This is a genomic window from Silvimonas sp., from assembly GCF_031291215.1.
Classification (GTDB): Bacteria; Pseudomonadota; Gammaproteobacteria; order Burkholderiales; family Chitinibacteraceae; genus Silvimonas; species Silvimonas soli.
Window position 1 is genome coordinate 572,073 of the sequence record NZ_JARLJK010000054.1, and the last position, 22,777, is coordinate 594,849.

Sequence of the window (22,777 nt, forward strand, 5' to 3'; positions counted from 1 at the left end):
CAGCGATAAAGCGGAAAAAATCAAACTGATCGCATATCATTGCGTGTGAAAACGCCTGCTGGTGCTGTCGCCAGTAGCTCATATCCAGGATCGCTTGATGGCCAGCCCAACCCGCAAGACCAAAAAACTGCCGCAACGGCGCCCGACCATGACCGACATCGCCAAGCAGGCCGGGGTGTCGCAATCCACGGTTTCGCTGGTGCTGAACAACAATGTGGGCAGCGCCAAACTGTCGGAAAAAACCCGGGCCACGGTGCTGCGTATTGCCAGCGAACTGGGCTACCGGCTGACTCACCGCACCAGTGCGGCGCCACAGCGCGGCCGCAATATCATTGGTTATATCGTGGATTCGATTTCTACCAGTCCGCATCCGGTAGTGAGCGTGGATGGCGCACGCGACGCGGCGTGGGAGCACGATTGTGTTTTGTCGGTGTTCGCCACGCGCGGCGACCCGGAGGTGGAAGAGGCGGTGCTCAATGCCTTGCTCGCCAACCCTTCGCTGGTGGGCGTGGTGTATTCCACCATCTTTACCCGCAAAGTCAATGTGCCCGAGGCTTTGCACCGCGTACCCACGGTGTTGCTGAACTGCTACACCGATGAGCGCAACTTCTCGCATGTGGAGCCGGGTGAGGTTGGCGGCGGCCATACCGCGACTGAATATCTGATCAACGCGGGCCACACCCGCATCGGTTTTATCAACGGCGAACCGTGGATGGACGCGGCCAAAGACCGCTTCAAAGGTTACCGCCAGGCCCTGGCGACTGCCGATCTCCCGTTCGATCCCAAGCTGGTGCGCGATGGTGACTGGATGTCTGGTACCGGCTTTGAACAGACCTTGTCTTTGATGGCCGAGCCACGTCCGCCGACCGCCATTTTTTGCGCCAATGACCTGATGGCGCTGGGTGCGCTGGAGGGTTTGAAACAGCTGGGTCTGAAGGCGCCAGACGATGTGGCGATCATGGGTTATGACGATCAGGAAATCGCCCGGCATACGCATCCACCGCTGACCACCGTTCTGCTGCCTAACTATGAAATGGGCCGTTGGGCCATTGATACGCTCATTGCCGAAGCCGCTGCGCCCTTCGAAACCACGGGTCAAAATGGCCAGCGCAAGCGTCATATCAAGATGGAATGCCCGCTAGTGGTGCGTGATTCAGTGGAGTGCTCGCAATATGATCAATAATATTGGCAAATATTATTAATGAATCAAGAATCCTCTTCGTAGTCTCAAAACAAGAAGTACATTTTGCGAATGACGTTCCCCGAGGAGGTTCATGATGCGAGTACGATCTGCAGGCCTGGCTGTCTTGATTGCCAGCTTTGCCTTGGCCACTGCGACTGCAATGGCTGACGGCGTGCCTAAACTACCCAAGAAAGCCAGCTACGAAGTCGGCTTTGCCCAAACCGAAAGTAATAATCCCTGGCGTATCGCCGAAACCCAAAGTTTGAAAGACATTGCCGGCAAGTGTGGCTGGACGCTGGTGTACACCGATGCCGCCAGTTCTGCTTCCAAGCAAGTGGCTGACGTGCAAAGCATGATCGCGCAAAAAGTTGATCTGATCATCCTGGCACCGCGCGAAGAAAAGCCGCTGGTACCGGCAGTCATGGCCGCCAAGAAAGCCGGTATCCCGGTGATCGCCATTGACCGCGATCTGGATCAAAGCGTGGCCAAGCCGGGCCGTGACTACGTTACCTTTATTGGTTCTGACTTTATCGATCAAGGCCACCGCGCTGCGCAATGGCTGATCAAGGCTACTGGCGGCAAGGGCAAGATCATTGAACTGGAAGGCACCACCGGTTCATCGCCTGCCAACAACCGTAAAAAGGGTTTTGACGACACGGTGAAGAAACAGGCTGGCATGCAGATCATCGCTTCGCAAGATGGTGACTTTGCGCGCGATAAAGGTCGTCAGGTCATGGAGTCGCTGCTGCAAGCGCATCCGGATGTGACCGCTGTGTACGCGCACAACGATGAAATGGCGATGGGTGCCATTGCTGCGCTGGAAGCCGCTGGCAAAAAGCCGGGTAAAGATGTGATTGTGGTGTCGATTGATGGCACCAAAGACGCACTGCAAGCCATTATCGACGGCAAGCTGGGCGCCACCGTGCAATCGAGCCCATTCTTCGGCCCGATCTCCTGCAAAACCGCGCAAGAGTACGCCGATGGCAAGAAGATTCCGCCTTGGGTCAAGGTGTCGGACATGTTCTTTGACAAGAGCAATGCCAAAGAAAATCTGGCTAACGGGTTCTGATCTGACTGGTTGATTTTACCTGGCTGGCTCGTTCGGCAGCCGGGTTCTCATCCCAGGCGTTTTGTGATCCACACTGCAAAAAAAGTTTGTTCAAACTGCTCAGGGAAAAATACGAGAAGAATTCCGCCGGTGCCATTACGGCGCTGGTCTGTTACGCAAGCTGCGGCTTGCCGATGTTTGCTTCGGACAGAATTGGCGGTGCCGCGCGACTTCGCTGGTTCTGTCTTCCTCTCTCAGGCCGGCTTGCCGGCCATTTTTTTGCGCAGCAGTTGTTTTTCAGTGTTTTTTTCCATAAAAACCAGAAATATTTTCCATGAGATGCATGCTGTAAAGCTGCGGCTCAACGCGGCGGCGGTTCTGCGTGCCCCAGTGCAGATTGCCACCATGCTGGAGGAAACAGATACACCATGACTCAACCTGCTAACACTCCCTTGCTGCAGATGAGCCAGATCAGCAAGGCGTTTTCCGGCGTGTCTGCGCTCAAAGAGGCTCGCCTGAGTATTGCGACTGGCGAAGTCCACGCCTTGATCGGGCAGAACGGTGCGGGTAAATCCACGCTGATCAAGATTCTCACTGGCGCGTACAAGCGTGACAGCGGCGAAATCCTGTTTGCCGGTCAGCCCGTCAATTTCACTACACCGCTGCAGGCGCAACGCGGCGGCATCAGCACCATTTATCAAGAACTCAATCTGATTCCGCTGCGTTCTGTGGCAGAGAACATCTTTCTTGGGCGCGAACCACGCCGCTTTGGCCTGATCGACTGGCCGCGCATTCATGCTGACAGCGAGGCGTTGCTGGAAAAACTCGGCATCGGGGCTGACGTGCGTTTGCCGCTGAATCAGTGCAATACCGCTACGCAACAGATGGTGGCCATCGCCCGCGCCGTATCGCTGCAAGCCAGATTGGTGATCATGGATGAGCCGACTTCATCGCTGGATGAGCAAGAAGTCGAAACGTTATTCCGGGTGATACGCCAATTGAAAGCGGATGGTGTGTCGGTGATTTTTGTCAGCCACCGGCTGGATGAACTCTATGCCGTGTGTGATCGCGTCACGGTGATGCGTGATGGTCAAACCGTGGCCGAAAGCAGCATGCAGGATATGAACAAACTGCAACTGGTGACCACCATGCTGGGCCGCGAGTTGGCCAGCACCGTGGCGCGCGCCGCCAGCGAAGAAGTCGCGCAGGACGAAACCCGGCAGGCCACGGTGCAGATTTCGGCACTCAAAAGCGGCGTACGGGTGAACGATGCGTCGCTGGCGGTGTATCCGGGTGAGATCGTCGGTCTGGCCGGTTTGTTGGGGTCGGGCCGTACCGAACTGGCGCGCTGTGTCTTTGGGGCCGACCGCGTGGGCAAAGGTGAAATTCATCTCAAAGGCCAGAACGTGAAATGGCAATCCCCGGCCGATGCCATTGCGCACGGCGTGGCGTATCTGTCTGAAGATCGCAAAATCGAAGGCATCATTCCCGAGATGTCGGTGGAAGAAAACCTCACGCTGGTGTTGCTGCCACGGCTGGTCAAACTGGGTGTGGTCGATCGCAAGGCGCAGCAGCAGATCGTGCAGAAATTCATTGAGCGTTTGCAAATCAAAACCTCCGGTCCCAAACAGAAAATCCGCGAGCTTTCTGGCGGCAACCAGCAAAAAGTGCTGCTGGCGCGCTGGCTGTGCGCAAAGATTGATTTGCTGATGCTGGACGAACCTACACGCGGCATCGATGTGGGCGCCAAGGCCGAAATTCTCACGCTGATTCGCGAACTGGCTGACGACGGCCTGGCCGTACTGATGATCGCCTCCGAACTTGAAGAACTCACCGCCTACGCCCAGCGGGTAGTGGTGCTGCGCGACGGTTATACCGTGCGCGAACTCACTGGCGGGCAGATCAGCGAAAACAACATCATGGCGGCCATGGCGAATGCCGCGCTCAAAGAGACTGCCTTGCCGGAGGAATCCGTATGACCGCGCTTGCTTTACGGCTGACGCAAAGTCGGCGCTATATCCCGTCTGGCGCCTTGCTGGGACTGGTGTTGTTGCTGGTTTTCAATGTGGCGTTTACGCAGAATTTTTTGTCAATCCAGACCTTCAATATCAACCTGACTCAGGTCTCGACCATCGTGATTGTGGCGGTGGGCATGACCATGGTGATCGCCACCGGTGGCATTGATTTGTCGGTGGGCTCGTTGATGGCGATTTCTGGTGCGCTGGCGCCGCTGATTTTTGGCGCAAACAGCGGCCCGTTCGCCAATCCGGTAGTGGGCATGATCGGCGCCATCATTCTGCCGATTCTGGCCGCTGCGCTGGGTGGTGTGCTGAACGGCACGCTGGTAACGCGCTTTCGCATTCAACCGATTGTGGCGACGCTGATCTTGTTCATCGCCGGGCGTGGCGTTGCCCAGGTGATGACTAACGGCAATCTGCAAACCTTCAACAATGAGGAGTTTCGCTGGCTGGGTCTGGGCAAGGTGCTGGGTTTACCGGTGCAGGTGTGGTTGATGCTGGTGACGGTTGCGGCGGCGGCATGGATTATGCGCTCCACCTTGTTCGGGCGTTACATTCTTGCCACGGGTGGCAATGAGCGCGCGGCGCGGCTGGCCGGCGTGCCCGTTGCGCGGATCAAACTGGCGGTGTACGTGATTTGCGGAGCGCTGTCTGGGCTGGCTGGACTACTGGTGATTGCCATCAATTCGTCCGCCGATGCCAATCTGATCGGCATGGGCATTGAACTGGATGCCATTGCCGCCGTTGCCGTGGGCGGCACCTTGCTCACCGGCGGCCGTGCACGCATCCTCGGCACGCTAATTGGGGCGTTGATTATTCAAATGGTGCGCTACACCTTGCTGGCTCACGGCGTGCCCGATGCCGCGGCGCTGGTGGTGAAAGCCGCCATTATTCTGGCTGCGGTTTACCTGCAAAAGCGGGAGAGTTAAGTGATGTCCAAATCATTACATGCGGCGGCTGGCGTGGCGCTGACGCCGTTAACGGCAGCACCGGGCAACAACAAACTGCGGCGTCTGCATTTTCTGCGCACGCAAGGCGTGCTGGTCGCGCTGGTCTTGTTGCTGATCTTTGGCGCGCTGCGCTACGACAACTTTCTGGGCGCATATAACGTGCTCACCCTGCTGCGCTACAACGCCATGTTCGGGCTGATCGCCGTGGGTATGGCGTTTGTCATCATGACCGGCGGGATCGATTTATCTGTAGGCACCACGGCCGCGCTGGCCAGCGTGATCTCTGCCACGCTTAGCCCGCACGGTATCTGGCTGGCGTTGGCGGGCGGCGTGGGAGCGGGGCTGGTGATCGGCGCGGTAAATGGGCTGGTGATCACCCGACTGCGCATTCTGCCTTTCATTGTCACGCTGTGTACCTTCCTGGCGGCGCATGGGCTGGCGTTATTGTTTGCCGGAAACCAATCCGTATCGGTGTCATGGGACAGCGGGTTTACCGATTTTGGCCAGGGCGATTTTCTGGGCTTGCCGATTCCGGCATGGATAGGCGCGGTGGCGTTCATTGCCGGTTCGGTGTTGCTCAATTTCTCTGGCTTTGGCCGCACTGTGTTGGCGATTGGTGGCAATGAAGAGGCCGCCCGCTTGATGGGCTTGCCGGTCGAACGTGTCAAATTCCTGGTTTATCTGTTGAGCGGTGCGCTGGCTGGTTTGGCGGGAGTGATCCTCGCTTCGCAGTTTGGTGCAGGCCAACCCAATGAAGGCAATGGCTGGGAGTTGTTTGCCATTGCCGCAGTGGTGGTGGGTGGCACGCGTTTAAGTGGAGGCGAAGGCTCGATTGGCGCGACTTTGTCGGGCGTGCTGCTGCTGGGGCTCATCTTCAACATTCTCAACTTCGAGAATGGCAAAGGCGTGATCAGTTTGTCGGCCTATTGGCAGTCGGTGATCCGGGGAGTGTTCTTGCTGATTGTAGTGATCCTGCAAGCGCGCCTTGCACGCAAAGAGACCGATCTGCTGCATTGACGTCGCCGCACATTGGGTGATATTCGCCAAAAACAAAAGCCCGGTATTTGCCGGGCTTTTGTTTTGCTGCTGCAACTGGCCAGCTTTATACCGTGCAAACAAACCGGGCGGATTCTTTCCCGGCATATCAGTTACCAGTGCGCGGGTGAACCGAATACAGTCCTGTCTTCAAATTCCGCTTATACCGGCAAAAGCTGAGGTTCAGTATCTAACTTACTTATCGAAACAATCAGCCAGAAGCACATGCATGCACCGCTCTTGTTGCACTGCATCCAGGTATTGTTTGCGTTCAGGCTGGATTGGGTGAGTTTTTTCTGAAATGCCGTTGGTCTGAAACGTTGCGATCGCTTCCAGTGTGCGTCTCATATTCTTACTTTTAAGGAAAGTAAGCATTGATTTTAATGCGAGTGTCACATAGAGTAACTGTCAGGGAGCACAACCAGAATCATTGACATCGGGAGAGATGCAATGGCTTTATCAATACCAAGACTTTGCTGTGTTGCGGCCGCATTGTGGGCTTGCAGCGCGGCGGCGCAGGCCACTGTTTACCAGTTCGGCGATCTGCTCTCGGGTGGCGGACCGGCAACTGCCAATTTTGCTTCCCTCACCGTGACAGGAGAGGGGACTTCGGCGTTGCACTTCAGTTTGGCGCTGAACCCGGCCATGGTGAGCATTTTTGGTTCCAACAGCTTCATTGGCTCAATGGCTGTGGATGTGAGTGGAATATTTGGCACGGTCGGCATAACTGGCATCACCGGTACCGGGGTTGGCTGGGTGCCCAAGGTTACCAAGGCCAATGGCGGCGGGCCCGGTGGTGTCTGGGATTTTCGCTTTGACTTTGGCCAGGGCAATGACCGGCTCAAAAGCGGTGACACAATAAACTGGGTCGCCACATTTGGTAACGGCCATGTAGACCCGGTTCTGGCGGGAAAGGACTTTGCGTTACATCTACAAAACACCAGCTTCTGTAATGATGACAGCGCATGGTATGTGCCAAGCCAGCTCACGGTGCCAGCGGTACCAGAGCCAGAAACATATGCCTTGCTGGGCATGGGACTGGTTGGTTTGGTGGTTGCGCGCTCCAGACGAAGCAAGCCTGCTGCCAAGCAGTGATAGATGTCCCGGTAACGTGGGGCAAGCAAAAGGCCGATCAGAAGATCGGCCTTTTTCATGTCTGCATCGCGGATCTCGGTTGTTTTTCAAACTGAGATATTGAGCGCTTCGCTCGGGGTCTGATCCTGGCCTTGCCGGTAATGATGACTATGACCGCCATGCGCTTTAGCGCCTTGAGTCGCGCTGTTCTGCACGCTCGCCAGCGCGTCTGTGCCACCGGCGGAACTGCCGGTTGCGTTGGCCACGTTGCTGCTGGCAGCCAGACTGTCCGGCAATATATGGCTGGCGCCGCGATCTTTCAGCCAGTCACTCATTTGCTGCAGCAACATTTGATTGAGACTGATCACAAAACGCGCGACGCCATCTGCCGATGCCGATGCCGGAATCAGATTGCCGGTGCCCGCATTGGCGGCGCTCTTGCGGGCGGTGGGTGTCGCGCTTGCCGCGCTGCTGCCGGATTGCGGATTGGTCAGCGAAATTGAGGGCCAACCTGAGGTATCAAAGCGGGTTGGCGCGCCGGTTTGCTGGTCGCCGCTGCCACGGGCCTGGTTGCCACTATTGAAGGAGGCAACGGTGGCCGAGGTGGAAACCTGCAGCAAGCTCATGCCTGCCGAAAAACTGATCGTGCGGCCATCGCTGGTGGTGAGCGTGCCTTTGGCGTTCAGCTGGATCGCCTCGGCGGCATAACTGACACTGGCGCCTTGCGCGTGGTTGCCCTGCTGGCTGACTTGCGCCGCGTTGCCACTCTGCGCTTGTTCGCTGATATCGCCGCTAAATTGCATGGCCTGAATACTCACGCCCAGCATTTGCTCCAGCATGGACTTGAAAATGCTCATCTGCGGGCTGATCACCGAGTTCATATTGCCCGGATCATTGGCTGCCGCTTGCTGGCCAGCCGTGGAAATCTGCACGTCACTGCTGGGCGATGTCCCGCTACTGGCACCGCTGGCGGCGGAACTGGCCGTGTAAGTGCCGCTGAACTGTTGCTCGGCCTGGAATGAATACGCTGAGGCCAGCGTGACTTGAGAAGAATCGATACGCATGAGGGTTGCCTGATCGGCTTTTGGTCTATGTTGTATCGGCTTGTATCTGGCTGACTTGAGTCTGGTGCGGGCGAAAGTCGACCGATGGTCAGTCGTCGGCCTGAGTCTGCCGTGCTGGCTCGTTTTGCATCTTGCGCGTAATGAGGCGATGCGCCCCTGCAGACAAGAAAACCCGGGCAGACTGCGCTACTATTTGCTCCAACTTCACCTGCTTGTGGATGCCCCGATCTTGAATCTCATCACTTCAGAGCGCCTGAGCCTGCGTTGGCTCACTGCCGATGACGCGCCGTTTATTCTGGAACTGCTCACCAATCCATCATGGCTGCAATATATTGGTGACAAGGGTCTGAAAACCACCGAGGACGCCCGCAACTACATCGTTAGCGGGCCTATGGCGATGTATGAAAAGTACGGCTTTGGCTTGTACCTGGTAGAGCGGGTTGCCGATGGTGCAGCGCTGGGCTTGTGCGGCCTGATCAAGCGCGACGGGCTGGCCGATGTCGATATTGGCTATGGCTTCATGCCGCGGTATTGGTCACAGGGATACGCGCTGGAATCGTCACTGGCCGTGCTGGACTATGGCCGTAAAGCGCTCGGCATTGAACGGGTGGTGGCGATAACCTCGGACGACAACCAGGCCTCGGTGCGACTGCTGGAAAAACTGGGCCTGCGCCACACCGCCAACGTGCGCCTGAGTGATATTGCCCCAGAACTCATGCTGTTTACCCCGCAGGACGCCATATGCATCTAGCTGAAATTCCGTCTGGCACGACCGACTGGACCACGATCACCCGCACCGAGCATCCCGGTGAAACCGGCATGGCTTATTGGCGTACGCAGCACTTCGGCAGTATCCGCGTGCGCATGGTCGAGTATTCGCCAGGTTATCTGGCCGATCACTGGTGCGTGAAAGGGCATATTCTGCTGTGTCTTGAAGGCGAGTTGCATACCGAGCTGGCCGATGGTCGCCAGTTTGTGTTGGCTGCCGGCATGAGCTATCAAGTGGCAGATAGGGCCGAACCACATCGTTCTTCGACCGCCGTCGGTGCCCGATTGTTTATTGTGGATTGAGCCTTGCGCTCGTTTGGCCTTTCCCCCGAATGCCGGGTTTATACAAGCAGAATACTGTTATTGGAGTTGCCGCTTTGAGCCGTCCCGATTGCATTAAAAACTGGCGCGAGATCCAGTTGCCCGATGAAGGCAGTTATCCGGGTAGCCAGGAACTGTTTGGGCTCACCTCGTCATTCAGCCCGGTATTCGGCCTGACTCGGCTGGGAATACACCACGAAGTGTTGCCGCCGGGTCGCCGCACCTCTTGGCCGCATGCGGAAAAAACCGAAGAAGAATTTGTATTTGTGATTGAAGGCACGCCGGACGTCTGGCTGGATGGCGTATTGCACCGCCTTGCGCCGGGTGATGCCGTGGGCTTTCCGGCGGGCACCGGTGTTTGCCACGTGCTTATCAACAACTCACAAAGCGACGTGCGTTTGATGGTGATTGGCGAGCGTACCAAACCAGATAACCAAATCCACTACGCATTACACCCTCAGCGCAACGCGGAAATTGGCGAGCGCCACTGGCACGACGTGCCACTGCAACCGCAGGGCGATCACGATGGTTTGCCAGATCAATTGCGCGAATCGAACGGCCCGTTTTAATCAATGACGCGCGCTGGTCCGGCGTGCGTGGACATAACACAAGAAGAGAAAAACGATGCTGGTGATGGCGGTGTGGTTTGGTCTGGCTTTGTTGTTTTCAATCTTTGTTGATCAATGCCATCGGGCGCGCTGGCAAATTGAAAAACATTATCCGGAGTTTTTTGCGAGCGATGCCAAGCCGCCGATTGCGGGCATCCTCAACAGAGTGAACATCTATCAAAGCATTACCGATGTGCACGAGTTTCTGGATTCCGGCATTGGTCTGGAGAACTTGCCTGCGGATTGCCAAGTGCGGTTCACACGGATTCGCTGGCTGAAATGGACCATGCTGCTTTACCTGGTGACGGTGCTGGTGGCGGCATTCGTGCTGGGTTGACACGAACGCCATCACCATCCAGGTCGATTAATTAGCCCGTGGTTTGACGATCCGTGCGTTGAAAGCCACAAAGGCCATCAGCACGGCAGTACCGCCCAAGGCGATCGGTAGAGAAGTGGCGCGGGACAAAAAGCCGATCGCCGCCGGGCCAGCCAGCATGCCGGTATAGCCACACATGGTCACCAATGGCAACGCGGTGCTGGCCGGTACGCCAGGTATCTTGGCCGAGGCGCTGAACAGCACTGGCACAACGTTGGATGCGCCCATGCCCACCAGCACAAAGCCCAACAGGCTTAGCGGTACCCACGGCGCCGCGACAATCGTGACCAAGCCAGCGGCAGCCAGTAAACCGCCCACCAGCACCACTTTTACTGGCCCCAGTCGATGGGTGATGAAGTCACCGGTAAGCCGCCCGGCAGCCATGGCGACTGAAAACGCCGCGTAACCCAAGCCCGCACCCGCTTCAGATACGCCGCGTTCAAAGCGCAAGAACACCGCACCCCAGTCGAGCATGGCGCCTTCGGTGAGAAAACCAAAGAAACACAGCATGCCCAGTAGCCAGACCATGCTGGGCGGAAAGCGAAATTTGTCGTGCTGTTCATGCTGCGGTTCGGTCTGGGCATGCGGCAGCAAATGGCGTGATTGCAGCAATGTCGCCAGCGTAAACGCCGCGCCCACTGCCAGTGCGCACCAGGTCATGGTCATGCCGGTTTTCAGCAGCGCTGCGATTCCGACGCCACCCAGCAAACCGCCCAGTGAAAACAAACCGTGGAAAGACGACATTAACGGACGCCCGGCTTGGGCTTCAACAAACACTGCCTGGTTGTTCATGGTCACGTCCACTGCACCCAGCAGCGCGCCAAACAAAAACAACGCTACGGCCAGCCAGATAGGCGAGGGCGCAATGGCCAGCAAGGGTACCGAGATCACCATGGTGCTGCCGGCCAGCGTCAATACCCGGGCGCTGCCATAGCGTTTCATCAGCACGCCAGTCAGCGGCATGGCCAGCATGGCACCGCAGCCCAGTGCCAGCAAAATACTGCCCAGTGCGGCGTCGTTCAGGTTCAGCCGCAGCTTGGCAAACGGCACCATGGCCGCCCAGGCGGCATTGGCGATGCCGGTCAGCAAAAACAGCAGGCGGGTGGCGCGGCAGGAAAGATGCCAGTGCGTGCTGCTGGCAGTGTCGTTCGGTTTCATGTTGTTCCGTGGATTGACGGGCTGTTATCGCAGCCCTTGTTGGTCTTGGCTGGCCGGGCCAAAGCCCGGCTGATTGCATTGTCATATTTTCAGTCAGCACGCAGGATGTTGATTCCTGCATCAGTCAAACTTGTTCCTGCTTCAGCCAAGTGCTGGAGGTGTGTGGGTTCGGCATCGGCTTCCACGACCAGATGGGTAATTTCTGCCAGCGGGGCAATGGTGAACGGCGCGCCCGTACCCAGCTTTTCATTGGTCACAACAGCGACGATTGCGCCGCTAATGGCAACTAACTGCCGCTTGAATGCGGCATCTTCGGCCTGACTGGCACCAACGCCGGCCAGCGCGTCAATTGAGCAGATGCCCAGAAAACAAATGTCCGGGCGCATTTGCTGAATATCGAGCAAAGCCGCAGTCCCCAAAGTGCCGCCCACATGGTGATCCAGCGTGCCGCCAATCAGGATCACCCGCAGGTCTTCGCGCCCCACTAGCGCTGCGGCAATGGCGGGGGAGTTGGTGGCAATGGTCAGGCCGATGTCTTCTGGCAACACCTGTGCCACGGCCAGGTTGGTCGTGCTGGCATCCAGAAACACCAGTTGCCCGCCCTGAATCAGCCGCACTGCGCTTTGGGCCAGCCGCACTGCGCTTTGGGCCAGCCGCACTTTTCTGTCGACATGCTCCCTGCTGCGCTCGCCGATGGGGCGTCCGTTACTAGACATGGCAATCGCCCCGCCATAGACCCGCTGGCATTCGCCTGCCGCAGCCATTTCGCGTAAATCGCGGCGCACCGAATCTTCGGACAAGCCAAATTCCACCGCCAGTTCCGAAGCCAGCACACGACCATCGCGCTGTAAGCGTTCGCGGATTAACTGGTGCCGATCTATCGGTAATGCAGTGCCTGATTTAAAACGTTCACGACGTAAAGTGTTGCCCATCTCAAAATCCTGGCCGGTGATCAGTAAAAACTGCTTCAACTAATCGTGCATTAACGTGTATTAATTTGCAATATTTTATGCACAATTCAGCAAAATATTGCTCGAAATATATCTTGTTTGTGCGTGTTTTGGATCGTAAATGCAAAAAACAATGACATACGCAAACATGGTTGGCCGATGCCAACGGCATGGCTGATGTCCCGGATGTATCTGCACCCAGGTTGTTTTGTACCTGCTTGTGTTAAACGAACCCTCGACATCCGGCGCTACATTTAGATTGTTGTCAGGCTTTATTGACATTGCATAATGCGCCGCTTCGAGCGAACAGCATCCTGTCTGGCTCGGCTTGATCCTGTTAGAGCGAAAACAATAATGCACGCACAATTCAATTTGGGACCGCGCAACACGCTGGGCCAGGCCGGTCTGGTGGCGTTTGATCTGGCCCTCATCATGGCGCTTTGCTGGCCGCTGGCACACCAGTACGGATATGCCAGTGCGACGATGTGGATCATGGTGCCGGAGTTGGGCGTGCCCGGTTTTATCTTGCTGCTCAGTCGGCAGCAAACAGGTGCAAATCGCCGATCATTTGTTGCTGCATGGAAATCCTGCCGCCTTGCCGATCTGGCCCATGAGTTGCGTTCGCCGCTAACCGTGCTGGCGGGCGAAATTGAGGCGATGCAGATTGGTTTGCGCGAACCGGATGCGGCCACCCTGAATGCGCTGGCCGGGGAAGTACAACGCCTTTCCAGGTTATTGCGAGATCTGGAGCAGCTGTTGGGGCACACCAGCGGCGCGGAGCTGCCACCCGAGACGGTCGATGTGGGCCAGTTGATCGAGAACCTGCTGCGCCGGCATGACCGGCCCTTGCGTAAATCGGGCCTCACGGTGGATTTGCAGCTGGAACCGGCGCCATCGATACAGGGTGATCGGCTACGCCTGGAGCAACTGTTTACCAACTTGCTGCAAAACAGCTTGCGCTACACCGATGCGCCCGGCCGTATTTTGATCACGGTAAGCGAAGTACAAGCAGGTGTGTTGCAGGTGACGTGGGAAGACAGCTCCCCCGGCGTACCCGGTGGCGAGTTGCCCAGACTGACCGAGCGTTTTTACCGCGTGCCGGGCCACGGCGTGCGACACCCGCATTCCAGCGGATTGGGTTTGGCCATCGCCCGCGCCATTGCCGAAGCGCACAGCGCATCGCTGCATGCCCGGCACAGCGAACTGGGTGGTTTGTGCTGGACTTTGCGCATAAGCGCAGCTGACATGGAGATTTTGCAATGAGCCCGGTGGTACTGCTGGTTGAGGATGAAGCACCCATTGCCAGATTGCTGGCAGATTATCTGCGTAGTGACGGTTTTGAACCGATCTGGCAACGCACTGGCGACGCGGCGCTGAACTGGCTGGCCGAAAATGAAGCGGCGTTGATGTTGCTGGATCTGGGCTTGCCCGGCGTGCCTGGTATGGAAGTCTGTCGCCGGGTGCGTCAGACCTCAACCTTGCCCATCATCATGTTGACCGGGCGTGACAACGAAATGGATCGGGTACTTGGCCTGGAGATCGGGGCCGATGATTACATCTGCAAGCCCTACAGCCTGCGCGAAGTATGTGCGCGCGTGCGCACTGTGCTGCGCCGGGGGCAACCGGCACCTGCGCCAGCGCGAGAGCAGCTGATCCTGGATGACGATGCCGGGCGGGCGAGGGTGGCGGGGCGCGACGTGCTGCTTACCGTGGTCGAATATCAGTTACTGCGCTTGCTGGCGGCGCGGCCGGGACGATTGTTTTCCCGTGCCCAGTTGATCGATGGCATGTATGCCGATGGCCGCGTCGTGACGGAGCGTACGGTGGATAGTCATGTGCGCAAAATCCGCCAGAAACTGGCCGTGGTGGCGCCGCGTGTCGAGTTTATCCAGTCCGCTTATGGCGCGGGCTATCGCTACGAGATTGCCTCCCGCCGCCTGAGTTAAGCCGTATCGACTGACTTTCACATTTGCTGCACATTTGCTGCGCAATTGGTTTGCACACTGCACACAAAGCTTGACGACGCCCGCAGGGGCGGGTCGACCAGGCGATGTTTTCAGCGAGGCAGACCGTGGCATCCCGATATTTCCCGGATTATTTGCGTTTGGCAGCATGTGGTACGGCTTTGGCGCTGCTTGCCGCATGCAGTAGCGAGCCGCAATCCATGGTGACCCGGCCGGTGCGCGCCATTCCGCAGCAGCCGCTCAGCGCCTTCGATAACCAAGGCTCGATTTTCCAGACCGCCACCGCGCAAATGCTGTACGAAGAAGCCGTGGCCAGCCGGGTTGGCGACACACTGACCATCCAGATTCAGGAAAGTCTCACCGGCAGTAACTCCGCCACCACCAACGCCAGCAAAAACGGCAGCGTAGCCTTCAAGGGACCAGGGTCGACCTCATCCATGAGTGGCGTGGTCAAAGAACTGTTTGACCTGAACGTGACCTCTAGCGGGTCCGATACTTTCAAAGGCACCGGAACCACTAACAATACCAACAGCATGACGGGCACGCTGGCGGTGTCGGTGATCGACGTTCTGCCTAATGGCATGCTGGAAATCGCTGGCGACAAACGCATAGCGGTCAATGGCGATACCAATGTGCTGCGTTTTTCCGGGCTGGTGAAAAAACGCGATATCAAAACCGGCAACGTGGTGTCGTCGCAAAAAGTGGCGGATGTGCGGCTCGAACAAGTCGGCCACGGCGTGGTGGGTGATGCCAGCACAGTGGGCTGGTTGCAGCGCACATTCATGAGCGTGCTGGGTTTCGATTGATGTCATTGCGTTCATGGGCTCAGGTCGTCGTGCCACTTGTCATTACGTTGGGCCTGTCGGGCTGCGTGGTGGTGCCAACTTTTCCGCTGGGCGATGCAATCTCTGCCACGGCAGACGGGATAGCCACGGTGGTTTCGGTTGCACCCTCGTTCGGCTCGAACTCGCCTTTTGAATATGTGCGGCCTTATCTCTCACTCAAAGAAGTCTGCATAGACTGGAACGAAGTGGTATCCGTGCCCGACTTTGTGCCGTCTTTACAAGTACTGCTCAAACGCTACGGCGTGGAGAGCCGGGTGTATTCGCCAGGCAGCGCGCCCGCTGGCTGCGCCCAGCTCACCTATACGGCAACCCGCAAATGGGAGCGGCGTTGGGGCAACGATGAAGACTCTGCCTATCTGGCCGCAGCCTCGCTGGTCCTGCGGCGTAATGGCCAGTTACTGGGCAGCGCCACCTACGAATCCGGCAATTACGGTTTTGATAAATGGAAAAACACCGGCGCCAAGCTTGCTCCGGTGGTTGATACCCTGCTGGCCGGCAATTAAGCCTGTGCATAACTGAAAGCCGATGCCTGTGGTCGCCCAAGGCCGCTCGGGGTGATCGTTTGGAGCAATCCGGAAGATGGTCCGGCAGAGGGGTTCAAGAGGCCGGTGGCAGGGGTAATCAGAAATGGATAGGCGCAAGCGCGGGCTGGCATTTTTGCGCCTCTGGCGCTTTCTTGATGGAGAGTCTGTATGACGATCAATGCTGTCGGTTCAACCATGCCGCAGCCACAACGGCCAGCCAGCACCAGCCGTCCTGTGGCGCAAGCCCGGCCCCAGGTCGAAACTGCACCTGCGGTAACCACCCCGGCTGCACCGCAAGCAGTCAGTGGCTCGGTAAACGTGCGTGCTTGAGGCAACAAAGTGTGGCCGGTTTAACCATCGGCCGCACTAGCAAGGCAAAAGGCGAACCGGCTGACTGGTTCGCCTTTTTTTCTGGCAAAAACGGTGAACCTGGCGATGCCCTGGCAAATCAGCCCAGTTGTTTCTCTACCCAGGCAGCGTAACCATTGATGAAGTTCTGCAGGAAGGTGCGACTGCGTTCGTTATTGAGTTTGCCGTTCTCGTCAAAGATATCGCCAGCGCCGCCCACATAAGCTTCGGGCTGCTGCATGCACGGCACGTCCAGAAACACCAGTGACTGGCGCAGATGGTGATTGGCCCCGAAGCCGCCTACCGCGCCGGGCGAAACGCTGACCACTGCGCCCGGTTTGCCGCTCCACACTGATTTGCCATAAGGCCGCGAACCCACGTCGATGGCGTTTTTCAATACAGCGGGCACGGAGCGGTTGTATTCCGGCGTGACAAACAGCACGGCGTCGGCGGCTTTGACCTTGTCGCGAAAGGCAACGTAGGTGGCAGGAGGTGTGGCGTCGATATCTTCGTTGTACAACGGCAGATCACCGATCTCGACGATCTCCAGTTGCAATGATGCGGGCGCCAGTTCGGCCAGCGCCAATGCCGTTTTGCGATTCAGCGATGCTTTGCGCAAGCTGCCAACGAGGACGGCTACTTTACGGACAGTGCTCATTGCTGGGGACTCCATGGGTGAGGGAATGCTTGCCGCGCTGGCAACATGCCAGGCGGGTTGACGCTGGGCCACTTGATTCACTTTAGTTGCTGGCGCTGCACATCGCGGCAACGCGCCAGCCTCACGGTTACGGTGAGTGGCGGAACGGCGTGCTGATCAACGATCAACAAGTACGACTGACGCTGTAGCGCGCAGTTGCAATGGCCCGACGTGCCTCTCTGACCCGACTCCACGCCACCGGCCAAGCTGCGCGGATTAGTGCGCCCAGTCGCTGTCTTCTATTTCGTCGTCATCCAGATCATCGTCTTCATCTTCCAGTTCGGGATGCAGGATTTCCAGCGCCTCGTCATAGGCCGAATCCAGCCCGCGGCAGTATTCCGGTTGATCCCAGCCCTCACGCTCAAATGATTCAAGCATTTCCAGGTAAAAGTCGCGCCGCAGATCTTTATCGAGCACCGCTTTCTGTGCTGCGGTAATCAGATCTTCGAAGAGTTCACTGCCACCTTGCCATGACATCGGTGTTCTCCTGTTGCACTGCGGTAAAAAACGCGCTACCGATTGTCGGGTAGTGCCTGCGCTGTGTTTCTCGCGCCAGGCCGCGTCATTACTGCGATTAAGTGGAATTGTTTCAAACGTTCATTTAAGTGCTTTCACCTACAGACACTAATTATGCGACTGGATATGTTGCATTGCAGCAAGTTAGTGGAGTAGCTTGAAGGCATTCGGAGTTTTTGCTCGCCCCATGCGACAGGCGTGGTGGCAAAAAGTGCGATATCCGATGCGGTTTTCGTGTTTTGTGCAAGGAGATCAATCATGCAACAGCATCAGGGCTATCTAATCGAAACAGGCGCCGAGCTAGATGTAGAAACGCTGGAGTGGTATCCCACGTTGTCTATTGGCGTGGCCACCGACGGCGTTGACCCGCAGTTTGTTTTTCCGTGGCAGCGCGTCTCCAAACCGACCGAATACTGGTCCGAAGCAGCGGCCAACGCCGAGGCACTGAGGGTGGCGCGGCATATTATCGAGTCCGGCAAATTGCCGGCCCGCCACAGCCAGCGGGCGCTTGCCTGAACCGCTGAATCGGGTGGTGCGGACATAAAAAGGCGGACCAGATGGTCCGCCTTTCTGTTTTTGCTCATCGCCTGCTCATCTCTATATTCGTCTGTATTTGTGCCAGCTGGTGCTGCGGTCGGGGTTTACTGAGCCAGCAAGGGCTGCAGCAAATCCGGGCCTTTAACGGTCAGATGCAACAACATGTGCTCGGCTTTGCGCATGCTGGCATAAGGGCCGCCCACTTCCTGGCCGTGCTGAAACAGATACAAACCGGCAAAGCGGCCGATGCCTGTCTCATCGACATGCACGCATTCCCGCAGTTCGTAGCCTTCGTCCTTTCTCCAGGTTCTGGACCAACGTGTCAGCGCCATTTGTGTTCTCCCGATCTAGCCAAAAGCCATCATCCCGCGCGAAATGCACAGCGGGCATAGGTGCGGCAGATGCCGAAGGCTCGCTGACCTGGCGGGCATCAGAAGCCGCCGTGGTTGCAGCGAGGATTACGCCTGCCAGAAGTGCACATCAACCGGTGACATTCTTGCGCGAGCGATACGCAAAACACGGGCTGATACCTGGCTGGGCTTTTCTTTCATACCTGTAAAGATATAGCCAATATTTTGGTAGTGGGGGATGCCGCATCGCACCATAACCGGCCTGGCCCGCATTCCAGCTAGACATGCTCCCGACATACGGTACGTGAACGCATGTCATCACGGCGATTTCTACCTTTTGATACGCCCACCAGGAAGATTCTGAAAGAGTGCTCAGGTAATATGACGTCTGCCTGGTCCTTTCTGTCTTTATTCCCATGATTATTCGTCCCCACGCCCACTGGTTGCGCTTGTTGTTTGTCTGGCGCGGTTCGGTGTTGAGTCGCTTGCTGGAACGATTGACGCTGGTCTGCGCCGTGTCTGTGCTGGCTGTTTTGGCGCGCGGCTGGTGGACCGCTGAATTTGCCAATTCGTCATTGAGCATTCCGCCCTTTACCTTGATGGGTATTGCTCTAGCGATTTTTCTGGGCTTTCGTAATTCGGTAAGTTACGAGCGCTATTGGGAGGCGCGCAAGCTGTGGGGCGGTTTGCTGGTAACGGCCCGATCCATCACCCGCCAGGTCAGTTCCAGCGCGCCGCGCTCAGCCACAGGCACGGCTCTGAGCAAGGGCATGGTCGCGTGCGCCTACGCGTTGCAAGGGCAATTGCGTGGTAACGATACCTGGGCAGACGTACAACGTTTGCTGCCGCCCGAGTGCTGGCCCGCGCTGCAGCAGGCAAGCTTCAAATCCGCGTTTATCTTGCAATGGTTGGGTGAGCAGGCTGGCCAGATGCGCCGTGCTGGCGAGCTGACCGACTGGCAATGGCAGGCGGTGGATCACAACTTCAATACGGTGTCGGAGATCATTGGCGGCTGCGAACGTATTGCCGGCACGCCGATTCCGTTCAGTTATCGCGTGCTGCTCAATCGCACCATCACCTTGTATTGCATGTTGTTGCCGATTGGCCTGGCCACCAGCATAGGCTGGTTAACGCCGCTGATTTCCACCTTTGTGGCGTATACCTATCTGGCGCTGGACGTGATCGGTGAAGAGCTGGAAGAGCCTTTTGGCACCGAACCCAATGATCTGCCACTGGCGGCGTTATGCCACACCATCGAAGCGGCCACCTTTGAGGTACTGGGCGAACCGCTGGCTGTGACCGCACCGCTGCCGGACAACTACATTCTGCGTTGAACGAGCGGGGCGACTGGCTCAGGCGTCGCTAGCGAGTTGCATTGCAGCCTGGGCGTGCTGGGCTGGATGCTCGGTCGGCTCGGTGGCGGCAGCAAAATGCGCGGCCAGCAGCGGCACCAGGCGGGCGCAAACTCCGGGCGGCATATCGTGCGCCATGCCGGGAATCTCTTCAAACTGCGCACCCGGTATCTTGCGCGCCGTGTCGCGGCCACAGGCAATGGGCACCAGCGGGTCGTCGCTGCCATGCACCACCAGCGTAGGTGCGGTGATATGAGCCAGCAGCGGGCTGCGATCCGGGCTGGCTACAACGGCCATCAACTGGCGCAGCACGCCTTGCGGATAAATCGAACGCTCCAGGCTTTTGCCGATACGCTCCCGCTGCATTTCAGGTGCAGTTTCAAAGCCGGGGCTATGCAATACCCGCCAGTTTTCCTGCAGAAAATCGATCAGTGCCTCGCGCTGCGCCGGGTGATAAAGCCTGGCAGGCGTGCCGCGCAATAGCGCTATTTGTGCGGCCTTGGTCGGGCCGGGCAGGGTACGGTCCCCCGTGGTGCTCATGATGCTGGTCAGTGACAGCGTCCGCTGCGGCGCCTGAATGGCCAGCAGTTGCGCGATCATGCCGCCCATTGATGCGCCAACGATATGCGCTTGCTGTATATGCAAAGCGTCCAGCAAACCCAGACTGTCACGCGCCATATCTGCCAGCGAATACGGCGGACGAATCGGCAAGCCCAGTTTGTGTTTCATGGCCGCCCACAGCAATTTGGGCTTGCCCAGATGATCCAGATGCGACGACAGACCGACATCTCGGTTATCAAAGCGGATCACAAAATAGCCCTGTGCCGCCAGCGACCGGCAAAAATCCTCCGGCCAGCCGAGCAACTGCATACCCAAACCCATAATCAGCAGCACAGCCGGATCAGCCGGGTCGCCAAAGGTTTCGTATTCGAGTTCGATATGATTGGCAGCAACGTGGGTCATGGTGGGATGTGGTAGTGGGCCAATGCTTATAGATTGCGTGAATCACCCGGCTACGTCCACCCCAGGAATTGCTATCGGTTGCGTGATAAATACACGGCAGCGATTTCAGGTGTCTGACTGGCCCGGCCCTGCAGCGACGCTGATCCGGTATTGCAGCGTGACCGGTTTACCCGCATGGAGCTGCAGGCCGCGCCCGGCCAGCGGATGGCCAGCGGGTGGCCGTACCACACCGCCCAGTTCAAACACGCCATTGACCGGCTCGATACCCAAGGCAAAATTGCGGCCCAACCACGGCGCCTGGTCCCGCCCGCCATTGCTGATCCACAAAACGGCATCGGGTAACTGGCTGGCGTCCCAGTTCAGGGTTACCACTACGTTTTCTTGCTGATAATGCAGTGCAAATTCACCATCGCAATCCACCAGTTGCAGCAATTCTTCGCACGGCTGCGCCATGGGCAGATGGCTGAAGTCGTGCGTGCCACCATTCAGACCAGGCAGTGCGGCCAGATCGTGCGCCAGCTTGCTGTGGGCCAGTTGCGAGCTGGGTTCAAAAGCCGTCGGGAAGGTAACCGCCCTGGCGAAAGTTCCCGGGCGCAAACTCAAACTGCCGACTTCTTTGGGGACCCGAAAAGTAGGGTGCAAGGCAACCGGCATGATCGTAGCTACGCGCGGCAAGATGCGCAGGCTGATCTCCAGTGCCGCGCTGTGCGGGTCGGCTTTGATCTCCCGGCGCAAGCTGGCGATGGCCGAGTCGGCAGGGTAGTCGATGCCCAGCACAATGCGGTTGGCGTCGCGTTCCAGTAACTGCCATTCCTGGTTGGCACCGGGCCCGTGAATCTGTTGATAGGCCGGATCTTCCGGCCGGTGAATGGTCCAGCCGGGGGCGAGTTCGGTCGGGGTTTCGACCCGACTGAACGGCACGCAAGGCCATTCTCCACGCATGCTGCGCAGCAAGCCGGGTAGCGCTGGATCGCAAGCCCACGGTGCCACGTAAAACGGTTGAAAATGGCGCTCTTCAGACAGGCGAAAATAAACCGGCCCCAGCATGCCGCCCAGTGCTTTGATGCACGCGGTGCCATGCGGCCAGACCAGTTGCCAGTTGCCAGGGGTGTCACTGTGCATGCGGAGATTCCGTGATCTGTTGCGCCAGCAGGCTGCTGACTTCCTCCCAACAAGGGGCATAGGCGCCAGTTCTGGTGGCGACCAGTGCCGCTGTGGCGGCAGCGAAACGCAGGTGAGTGGCGGGGGCAGCGTCTGGCTGGCGCAGCAGACTGGCCATCCAGCCGCCCATGGCCGCATCGCCGCAGCCAACCGTGTCAGCCACGGTGACAGGGAAAGCCGGTTGCGTGTATTCGATCCCATCACAGAACAAGCTCATTCCTGCGGCGCCACGTGTCACCATGATCTGCGCAAAAGGTGCCAGCGCCCGTAGATGGGCGATAGCCTCACGCTGGTTAATGCCAGGAAACAGGTGCTGCAAGTCTTCGTCGGACACCTTGAGATAATCTGTGATGCCAGCCATCACATGAAAAGTGTCACGATAGGCGGCGTGGGTCATCAGATTGCGCCAGTTCGGGTCAAATGCGATGCGCTTGCCGGCCAGATGCGCAGCCAATGCCACTTCAACCAATTTGCTGGCCAGCGGCTCTCGCGCCAGGCTGATACAGCCAAAGTGCAGAATCTGGGCGGCGCTCCGCCAGCCGACGGGTAAACGGTCTGGATCAAACCGCAAGTCGGCACTGCCTTCGCCGATAAAGAAGTATTCCGGCGGTTGCGTAGACGGCACCATTGCCAGTAGCGGCGGCGCATCGAAGCGCTGGGTAAAGCGCATATCCAGCCCGGCTTCGGCGGCCAGCATGTAGAGGGCATCGCCAAACAGATCATTGCTGACAGAACCGGCATAACCAGCGGCAACGCCCAGGCGTACGCCAACGCAAGCCACATTCCAGCAGGCGCCGCCAGGTTGCGCGGCCCAGCGGCCATCGCTTTGCCGGATAAAGTCGGTAAGTGCTTCGCCAAATACGACGTAAGCGGGCAGGGTCGACATGATGCTCTCCTGGCAAATTGCGGCGTGCAGTGGCCCGCATGCTGCGTTTGCGGCAAGGTCGGAAAAACAAACGGAGAATGC

The 22,777-nt window shown here is 57.9% G+C and carries 27 protein-coding genes; 18 read left to right on the plus strand and 9 right to left on the minus strand.

Features of this window, described 5'->3' with window-relative positions; genetic code table 11:
• Nucleotides 1-97: 97 nt before the first annotated feature.
• The 7 genes from P4L78_RS04075 to P4L78_RS04105 all read left to right on the plus strand — a co-directional run bounded on the left by P4L78_RS04075 (nt 98) and on the right by P4L78_RS04105 (nt 7,329).
• Nucleotides 98-1,183, plus strand: a complete 1,086-nt coding sequence (locus tag P4L78_RS04075) for a LacI family DNA-binding transcriptional regulator (protein ID WP_309327037.1) — start codon at nt 98-100, stop codon at nt 1,181-1,183.
• 91 nt (nt 1,184-1,274) lie between these two features.
• A complete protein-coding gene (locus P4L78_RS04080) occupies nt 1,275-2,252 on the plus strand; it encodes an ABC transporter substrate-binding protein (RefSeq protein ID WP_309327038.1) in 978 nt (325 codons plus the stop codon).
• Between the two features lie 63 nt (nt 2,253-2,315).
• Entirely contained in the window at nt 2,316-2,663 is a 348-nt protein-coding gene (locus P4L78_RS04085; RefSeq protein WP_283148901.1) for a hypothetical protein, read from the plus strand.
• A complete protein-coding gene (locus tag P4L78_RS04090) occupies nt 2,660-4,210 on the plus strand; it encodes a sugar ABC transporter ATP-binding protein (RefSeq protein WP_309327039.1) in 1,551 nt (516 codons plus the stop codon). The genes P4L78_RS04085 and P4L78_RS04090 overlap by 4 nt, the downstream gene beginning before the upstream one ends.
• Complete coding sequence (locus P4L78_RS04095; RefSeq protein ID WP_309327040.1) at nt 4,207-5,178, plus strand: ABC transporter permease; 972 nt, start codon at nt 4,207-4,209, stop codon at nt 5,176-5,178. Before P4L78_RS04090 ends, P4L78_RS04095 begins: the two co-directional genes overlap by 4 nt.
• A 3-nt stretch (nt 5,179-5,181) precedes the next feature.
• Nucleotides 5,182-6,216 carry an ABC transporter permease gene (locus P4L78_RS04100; protein WP_309327041.1) on the plus strand — a complete coding sequence of 345 codons (1,035 nt, stop codon included), beginning with the start codon at nt 5,182-5,184 and terminating at the stop codon, nt 6,214-6,216.
• 468 nt (nt 6,217-6,684) lie between these two features.
• Nucleotides 6,685-7,329 carry a PEP-CTERM sorting domain-containing protein gene (locus P4L78_RS04105; protein ID WP_309327042.1) on the plus strand — a complete coding sequence of 215 codons (645 nt, stop codon included), beginning with the start codon at nt 6,685-6,687 and terminating at the stop codon, nt 7,327-7,329.
• An 86-nt stretch (nt 7,330-7,415) separates the two neighbouring features.
• On the opposite strand, the gene P4L78_RS04110 is transcribed toward P4L78_RS04105, so the two are convergent.
• Entirely contained in the window at nt 7,416-8,372 is a 957-nt protein-coding gene (locus P4L78_RS04110) for a hypothetical protein (RefSeq protein ID WP_309327043.1), read from the minus strand.
• Between the two features lie 229 nt (nt 8,373-8,601).
• On the opposite strand from P4L78_RS04110, the gene P4L78_RS04115 reads away from it, so the two are divergent.
• The 4 genes from P4L78_RS04115 to P4L78_RS04130 all read left to right on the plus strand — a co-directional run bounded on the left by P4L78_RS04115 (nt 8,602) and on the right by P4L78_RS04130 (nt 10,406).
• On the plus strand, nt 8,602-9,123 hold the full coding sequence (locus P4L78_RS04115) for a GNAT family N-acetyltransferase (RefSeq protein WP_309327044.1): 522 nt from the start codon (nt 8,602-8,604) through the stop codon (nt 9,121-9,123).
• A complete protein-coding gene (locus P4L78_RS04120) occupies nt 9,114-9,443 on the plus strand; it encodes a DHCW motif cupin fold protein (protein WP_309327045.1) in 330 nt (109 codons plus the stop codon). The genes P4L78_RS04115 and P4L78_RS04120 overlap by 10 nt, the downstream gene beginning before the upstream one ends.
• Nucleotides 9,444-9,517: 74 nt before the next feature.
• Entirely contained in the window at nt 9,518-10,030 is a 513-nt protein-coding gene (locus tag P4L78_RS04125; RefSeq protein WP_283148909.1) for a cupin domain-containing protein, read from the plus strand.
• A 55-nt stretch (nt 10,031-10,085) separates the two neighbouring features.
• The gene (locus P4L78_RS04130) at nt 10,086-10,406 is read left to right on the plus strand and encodes a hypothetical protein (protein WP_309327046.1); all 321 of its coding nucleotides are present in this window, start codon (nt 10,086-10,088) and stop codon (nt 10,404-10,406) included.
• Nucleotides 10,407-10,433: 27 nt separating this feature from the next.
• Here the strand turns inward: P4L78_RS04130 and P4L78_RS04135 are convergent, their stop codons facing one another.
• Complete coding sequence (locus P4L78_RS04135) at nt 10,434-11,603, minus strand: MFS transporter (protein WP_309327047.1); 1,170 nt, start codon at nt 11,601-11,603, stop codon at nt 10,434-10,436.
• A gap of 89 nt (nt 11,604-11,692) precedes the next feature.
• A complete protein-coding gene (locus P4L78_RS04140) occupies nt 11,693-12,535 on the minus strand; it encodes a DeoR/GlpR family DNA-binding transcription regulator (protein ID WP_309327048.1) in 843 nt (280 codons plus the stop codon).
• A 372-nt stretch (nt 12,536-12,907) separates the two neighbouring features.
• Between P4L78_RS04140 and P4L78_RS04145 the strand changes: the two genes are divergently transcribed.
• The 5 genes from P4L78_RS04145 to P4L78_RS04165 all read left to right on the plus strand — a co-directional run bounded on the left by P4L78_RS04145 (nt 12,908) and on the right by P4L78_RS04165 (nt 16,216).
• The gene (locus P4L78_RS04145) at nt 12,908-13,816 is read left to right on the plus strand and encodes an ATP-binding protein (RefSeq protein ID WP_309327049.1); all 909 of its coding nucleotides are present in this window, start codon (nt 12,908-12,910) and stop codon (nt 13,814-13,816) included.
• The gene (locus tag P4L78_RS04150; RefSeq protein ID WP_309327050.1) at nt 13,813-14,499 is read left to right on the plus strand and encodes a response regulator; all 687 of its coding nucleotides are present in this window, start codon (nt 13,813-13,815) and stop codon (nt 14,497-14,499) included. The genes P4L78_RS04145 and P4L78_RS04150 overlap by 4 nt, the downstream gene beginning before the upstream one ends.
• 125 nt (nt 14,500-14,624) lie before the next feature.
• Nucleotides 14,625-15,323: a flagellar basal body L-ring protein FlgH gene (locus P4L78_RS04155; RefSeq protein WP_283148915.1), complete on the plus strand. Its 699-nt coding sequence runs from the start codon at nt 14,625-14,627 to the stop codon at nt 15,321-15,323.
• The gene (locus tag P4L78_RS04160) at nt 15,323-15,865 is read left to right on the plus strand and encodes a cell division protein FtsI (RefSeq protein WP_283148916.1); all 543 of its coding nucleotides are present in this window, start codon (nt 15,323-15,325) and stop codon (nt 15,863-15,865) included. The genes P4L78_RS04155 and P4L78_RS04160 overlap by 1 nt, the downstream gene beginning before the upstream one ends.
• 189 nt (nt 15,866-16,054) lie before the next feature.
• Entirely contained in the window at nt 16,055-16,216 is a 162-nt protein-coding gene (locus tag P4L78_RS04165) for a hypothetical protein (protein WP_309327051.1), read from the plus strand.
• A gap of 118 nt (nt 16,217-16,334) precedes the next feature.
• Here P4L78_RS04165 and P4L78_RS04170 read toward each other — a convergent pair whose 3' ends face one another.
• Nucleotides 16,335-16,892 (minus strand): NADPH-dependent FMN reductase, encoded by a 558-nt coding sequence (locus P4L78_RS04170; RefSeq protein ID WP_283148918.1) that lies wholly within the window; start codon nt 16,890-16,892, stop codon nt 16,335-16,337.
• A 255-nt stretch (nt 16,893-17,147) separates the two neighbouring features.
• Nucleotides 17,148-17,408: a hypothetical protein gene (locus P4L78_RS04175; RefSeq protein WP_283148919.1), complete on the minus strand. Its 261-nt coding sequence runs from the start codon at nt 17,406-17,408 to the stop codon at nt 17,148-17,150.
• 297 nt (nt 17,409-17,705) lie between these two features.
• On the opposite strand from P4L78_RS04175, the gene P4L78_RS04180 reads away from it, so the two are divergent.
• On the plus strand, nt 17,706-17,963 hold the full coding sequence (locus tag P4L78_RS04180) for a hypothetical protein (protein ID WP_283148920.1): 258 nt from the start codon (nt 17,706-17,708) through the stop codon (nt 17,961-17,963).
• A 125-nt stretch (nt 17,964-18,088) separates the two neighbouring features.
• Here P4L78_RS04180 and P4L78_RS04185 read toward each other — a convergent pair whose 3' ends face one another.
• Nucleotides 18,089-18,316 carry a hypothetical protein gene (locus P4L78_RS04185; RefSeq protein ID WP_283148921.1) on the minus strand — a complete coding sequence of 76 codons (228 nt, stop codon included), beginning with the start codon at nt 18,314-18,316 and terminating at the stop codon, nt 18,089-18,091.
• A 434-nt stretch (nt 18,317-18,750) separates the two neighbouring features.
• Here P4L78_RS04185 and P4L78_RS04190 point away from each other — a divergent pair, with 434 nt between their 5' ends.
• Nucleotides 18,751-19,668: a bestrophin family ion channel gene (locus P4L78_RS04190; RefSeq protein WP_309327052.1), complete on the plus strand. Its 918-nt coding sequence runs from the start codon at nt 18,751-18,753 to the stop codon at nt 19,666-19,668.
• An 18-nt stretch (nt 19,669-19,686) separates the two neighbouring features.
• Here the strand turns inward: P4L78_RS04190 and P4L78_RS04195 are convergent, their stop codons facing one another.
• The 3 genes from P4L78_RS04195 to P4L78_RS04205 all read right to left on the minus strand — a co-directional run bounded on the left by P4L78_RS04195 (nt 19,687) and on the right by P4L78_RS04205 (nt 22,696).
• Nucleotides 19,687-20,649: an alpha/beta fold hydrolase gene (locus P4L78_RS04195; protein WP_309327053.1), complete on the minus strand. Its 963-nt coding sequence runs from the start codon at nt 20,647-20,649 to the stop codon at nt 19,687-19,689.
• Nucleotides 20,650-20,754: 105 nt separating this feature from the next.
• Entirely contained in the window at nt 20,755-21,771 is a 1,017-nt protein-coding gene (locus P4L78_RS04200; protein WP_309327054.1) for a hypothetical protein, read from the minus strand.
• The gene (locus tag P4L78_RS04205; RefSeq protein ID WP_309327055.1) at nt 21,761-22,696 is read right to left on the minus strand and encodes a carbohydrate kinase; all 936 of its coding nucleotides are present in this window, start codon (nt 22,694-22,696) and stop codon (nt 21,761-21,763) included. The genes P4L78_RS04200 and P4L78_RS04205 overlap by 11 nt, the downstream gene beginning before the upstream one ends.
• Between the last annotated feature and the right edge of the window lie 81 nt (nt 22,697-22,777).

Excerpts from the sequence above, each read along its gene's own strand:
- P4L78_RS04075 (WP_309327037.1), top strand. The coding sequence starts at position 98 with ATGGCCAGCCCAACCCGCAAGACCAAAAAACTGCCGCAACGGCGCCCG.
- P4L78_RS04080 (WP_309327038.1), top strand. The coding sequence starts at position 1,275 with ATGATGCGAGTACGATCTGCAGGCCTGGCTGTCTTGATTGCCAGCTTT.
- P4L78_RS04090 (WP_309327039.1), top strand. The coding sequence starts at position 2,660 with ATGACTCAACCTGCTAACACTCCCTTGCTGCAGATGAGCCAGATCAGC.
- P4L78_RS04095 (WP_309327040.1), top strand. The coding sequence starts at position 4,207 with ATGACCGCGCTTGCTTTACGGCTGACGCAAAGTCGGCGCTATATCCCG.
- P4L78_RS04100 (WP_309327041.1), top strand. The coding sequence starts at position 5,182 with ATGTCCAAATCATTACATGCGGCGGCTGGCGTGGCGCTGACGCCGTTA.
- P4L78_RS04105 (WP_309327042.1), top strand. The coding sequence starts at position 6,685 with ATGGCTTTATCAATACCAAGACTTTGCTGTGTTGCGGCCGCATTGTGG.
- P4L78_RS04110 (WP_309327043.1), bottom strand. The coding sequence starts at position 8,372 with ATGCGTATCGATTCTTCTCAAGTCACGCTGGCCTCAGCGTATTCATTC.
- P4L78_RS04120 (WP_309327045.1), top strand. The coding sequence starts at position 9,114 with ATGCATCTAGCTGAAATTCCGTCTGGCACGACCGACTGGACCACGATC.
- P4L78_RS04130 (WP_309327046.1), top strand. The coding sequence starts at position 10,086 with ATGCTGGTGATGGCGGTGTGGTTTGGTCTGGCTTTGTTGTTTTCAATC.
- P4L78_RS04135 (WP_309327047.1), bottom strand. The coding sequence starts at position 11,603 with ATGAAACCGAACGACACTGCCAGCAGCACGCACTGGCATCTTTCCTGC.
- P4L78_RS04140 (WP_309327048.1), bottom strand. The coding sequence starts at position 12,535 with ATGGGCAACACTTTACGTCGTGAACGTTTTAAATCAGGCACTGCATTA.
- P4L78_RS04145 (WP_309327049.1), top strand. The coding sequence starts at position 12,908 with ATGCACGCACAATTCAATTTGGGACCGCGCAACACGCTGGGCCAGGCC.
- P4L78_RS04150 (WP_309327050.1), top strand. The coding sequence starts at position 13,813 with ATGAGCCCGGTGGTACTGCTGGTTGAGGATGAAGCACCCATTGCCAGA.
- P4L78_RS04160 (WP_283148916.1), top strand. The coding sequence starts at position 15,323 with ATGTCATTGCGTTCATGGGCTCAGGTCGTCGTGCCACTTGTCATTACG.
- P4L78_RS04165 (WP_309327051.1), top strand. The coding sequence starts at position 16,055 with ATGACGATCAATGCTGTCGGTTCAACCATGCCGCAGCCACAACGGCCA.
- P4L78_RS04170 (WP_283148918.1), bottom strand. The coding sequence starts at position 16,892 with ATGAGCACTGTCCGTAAAGTAGCCGTCCTCGTTGGCAGCTTGCGCAAA.
- P4L78_RS04175 (WP_283148919.1), bottom strand. The coding sequence starts at position 17,408 with ATGTCATGGCAAGGTGGCAGTGAACTCTTCGAAGATCTGATTACCGCA.
- P4L78_RS04180 (WP_283148920.1), top strand. The coding sequence starts at position 17,706 with ATGCAACAGCATCAGGGCTATCTAATCGAAACAGGCGCCGAGCTAGAT.
- P4L78_RS04185 (WP_283148921.1), bottom strand. The coding sequence starts at position 18,316 with ATGGCGCTGACACGTTGGTCCAGAACCTGGAGAAAGGACGAAGGCTAC.
- P4L78_RS04190 (WP_309327052.1), top strand. The coding sequence starts at position 18,751 with ATGATTATTCGTCCCCACGCCCACTGGTTGCGCTTGTTGTTTGTCTGG.
- P4L78_RS04195 (WP_309327053.1), bottom strand. The coding sequence starts at position 20,649 with ATGACCCACGTTGCTGCCAATCATATCGAACTCGAATACGAAACCTTT.
- P4L78_RS04200 (WP_309327054.1), bottom strand. The coding sequence starts at position 21,771 with ATGCACAGTGACACCCCTGGCAACTGGCAACTGGTCTGGCCGCATGGC.
- P4L78_RS04205 (WP_309327055.1), bottom strand. The coding sequence starts at position 22,696 with ATGTCGACCCTGCCCGCTTACGTCGTATTTGGCGAAGCACTTACCGAC.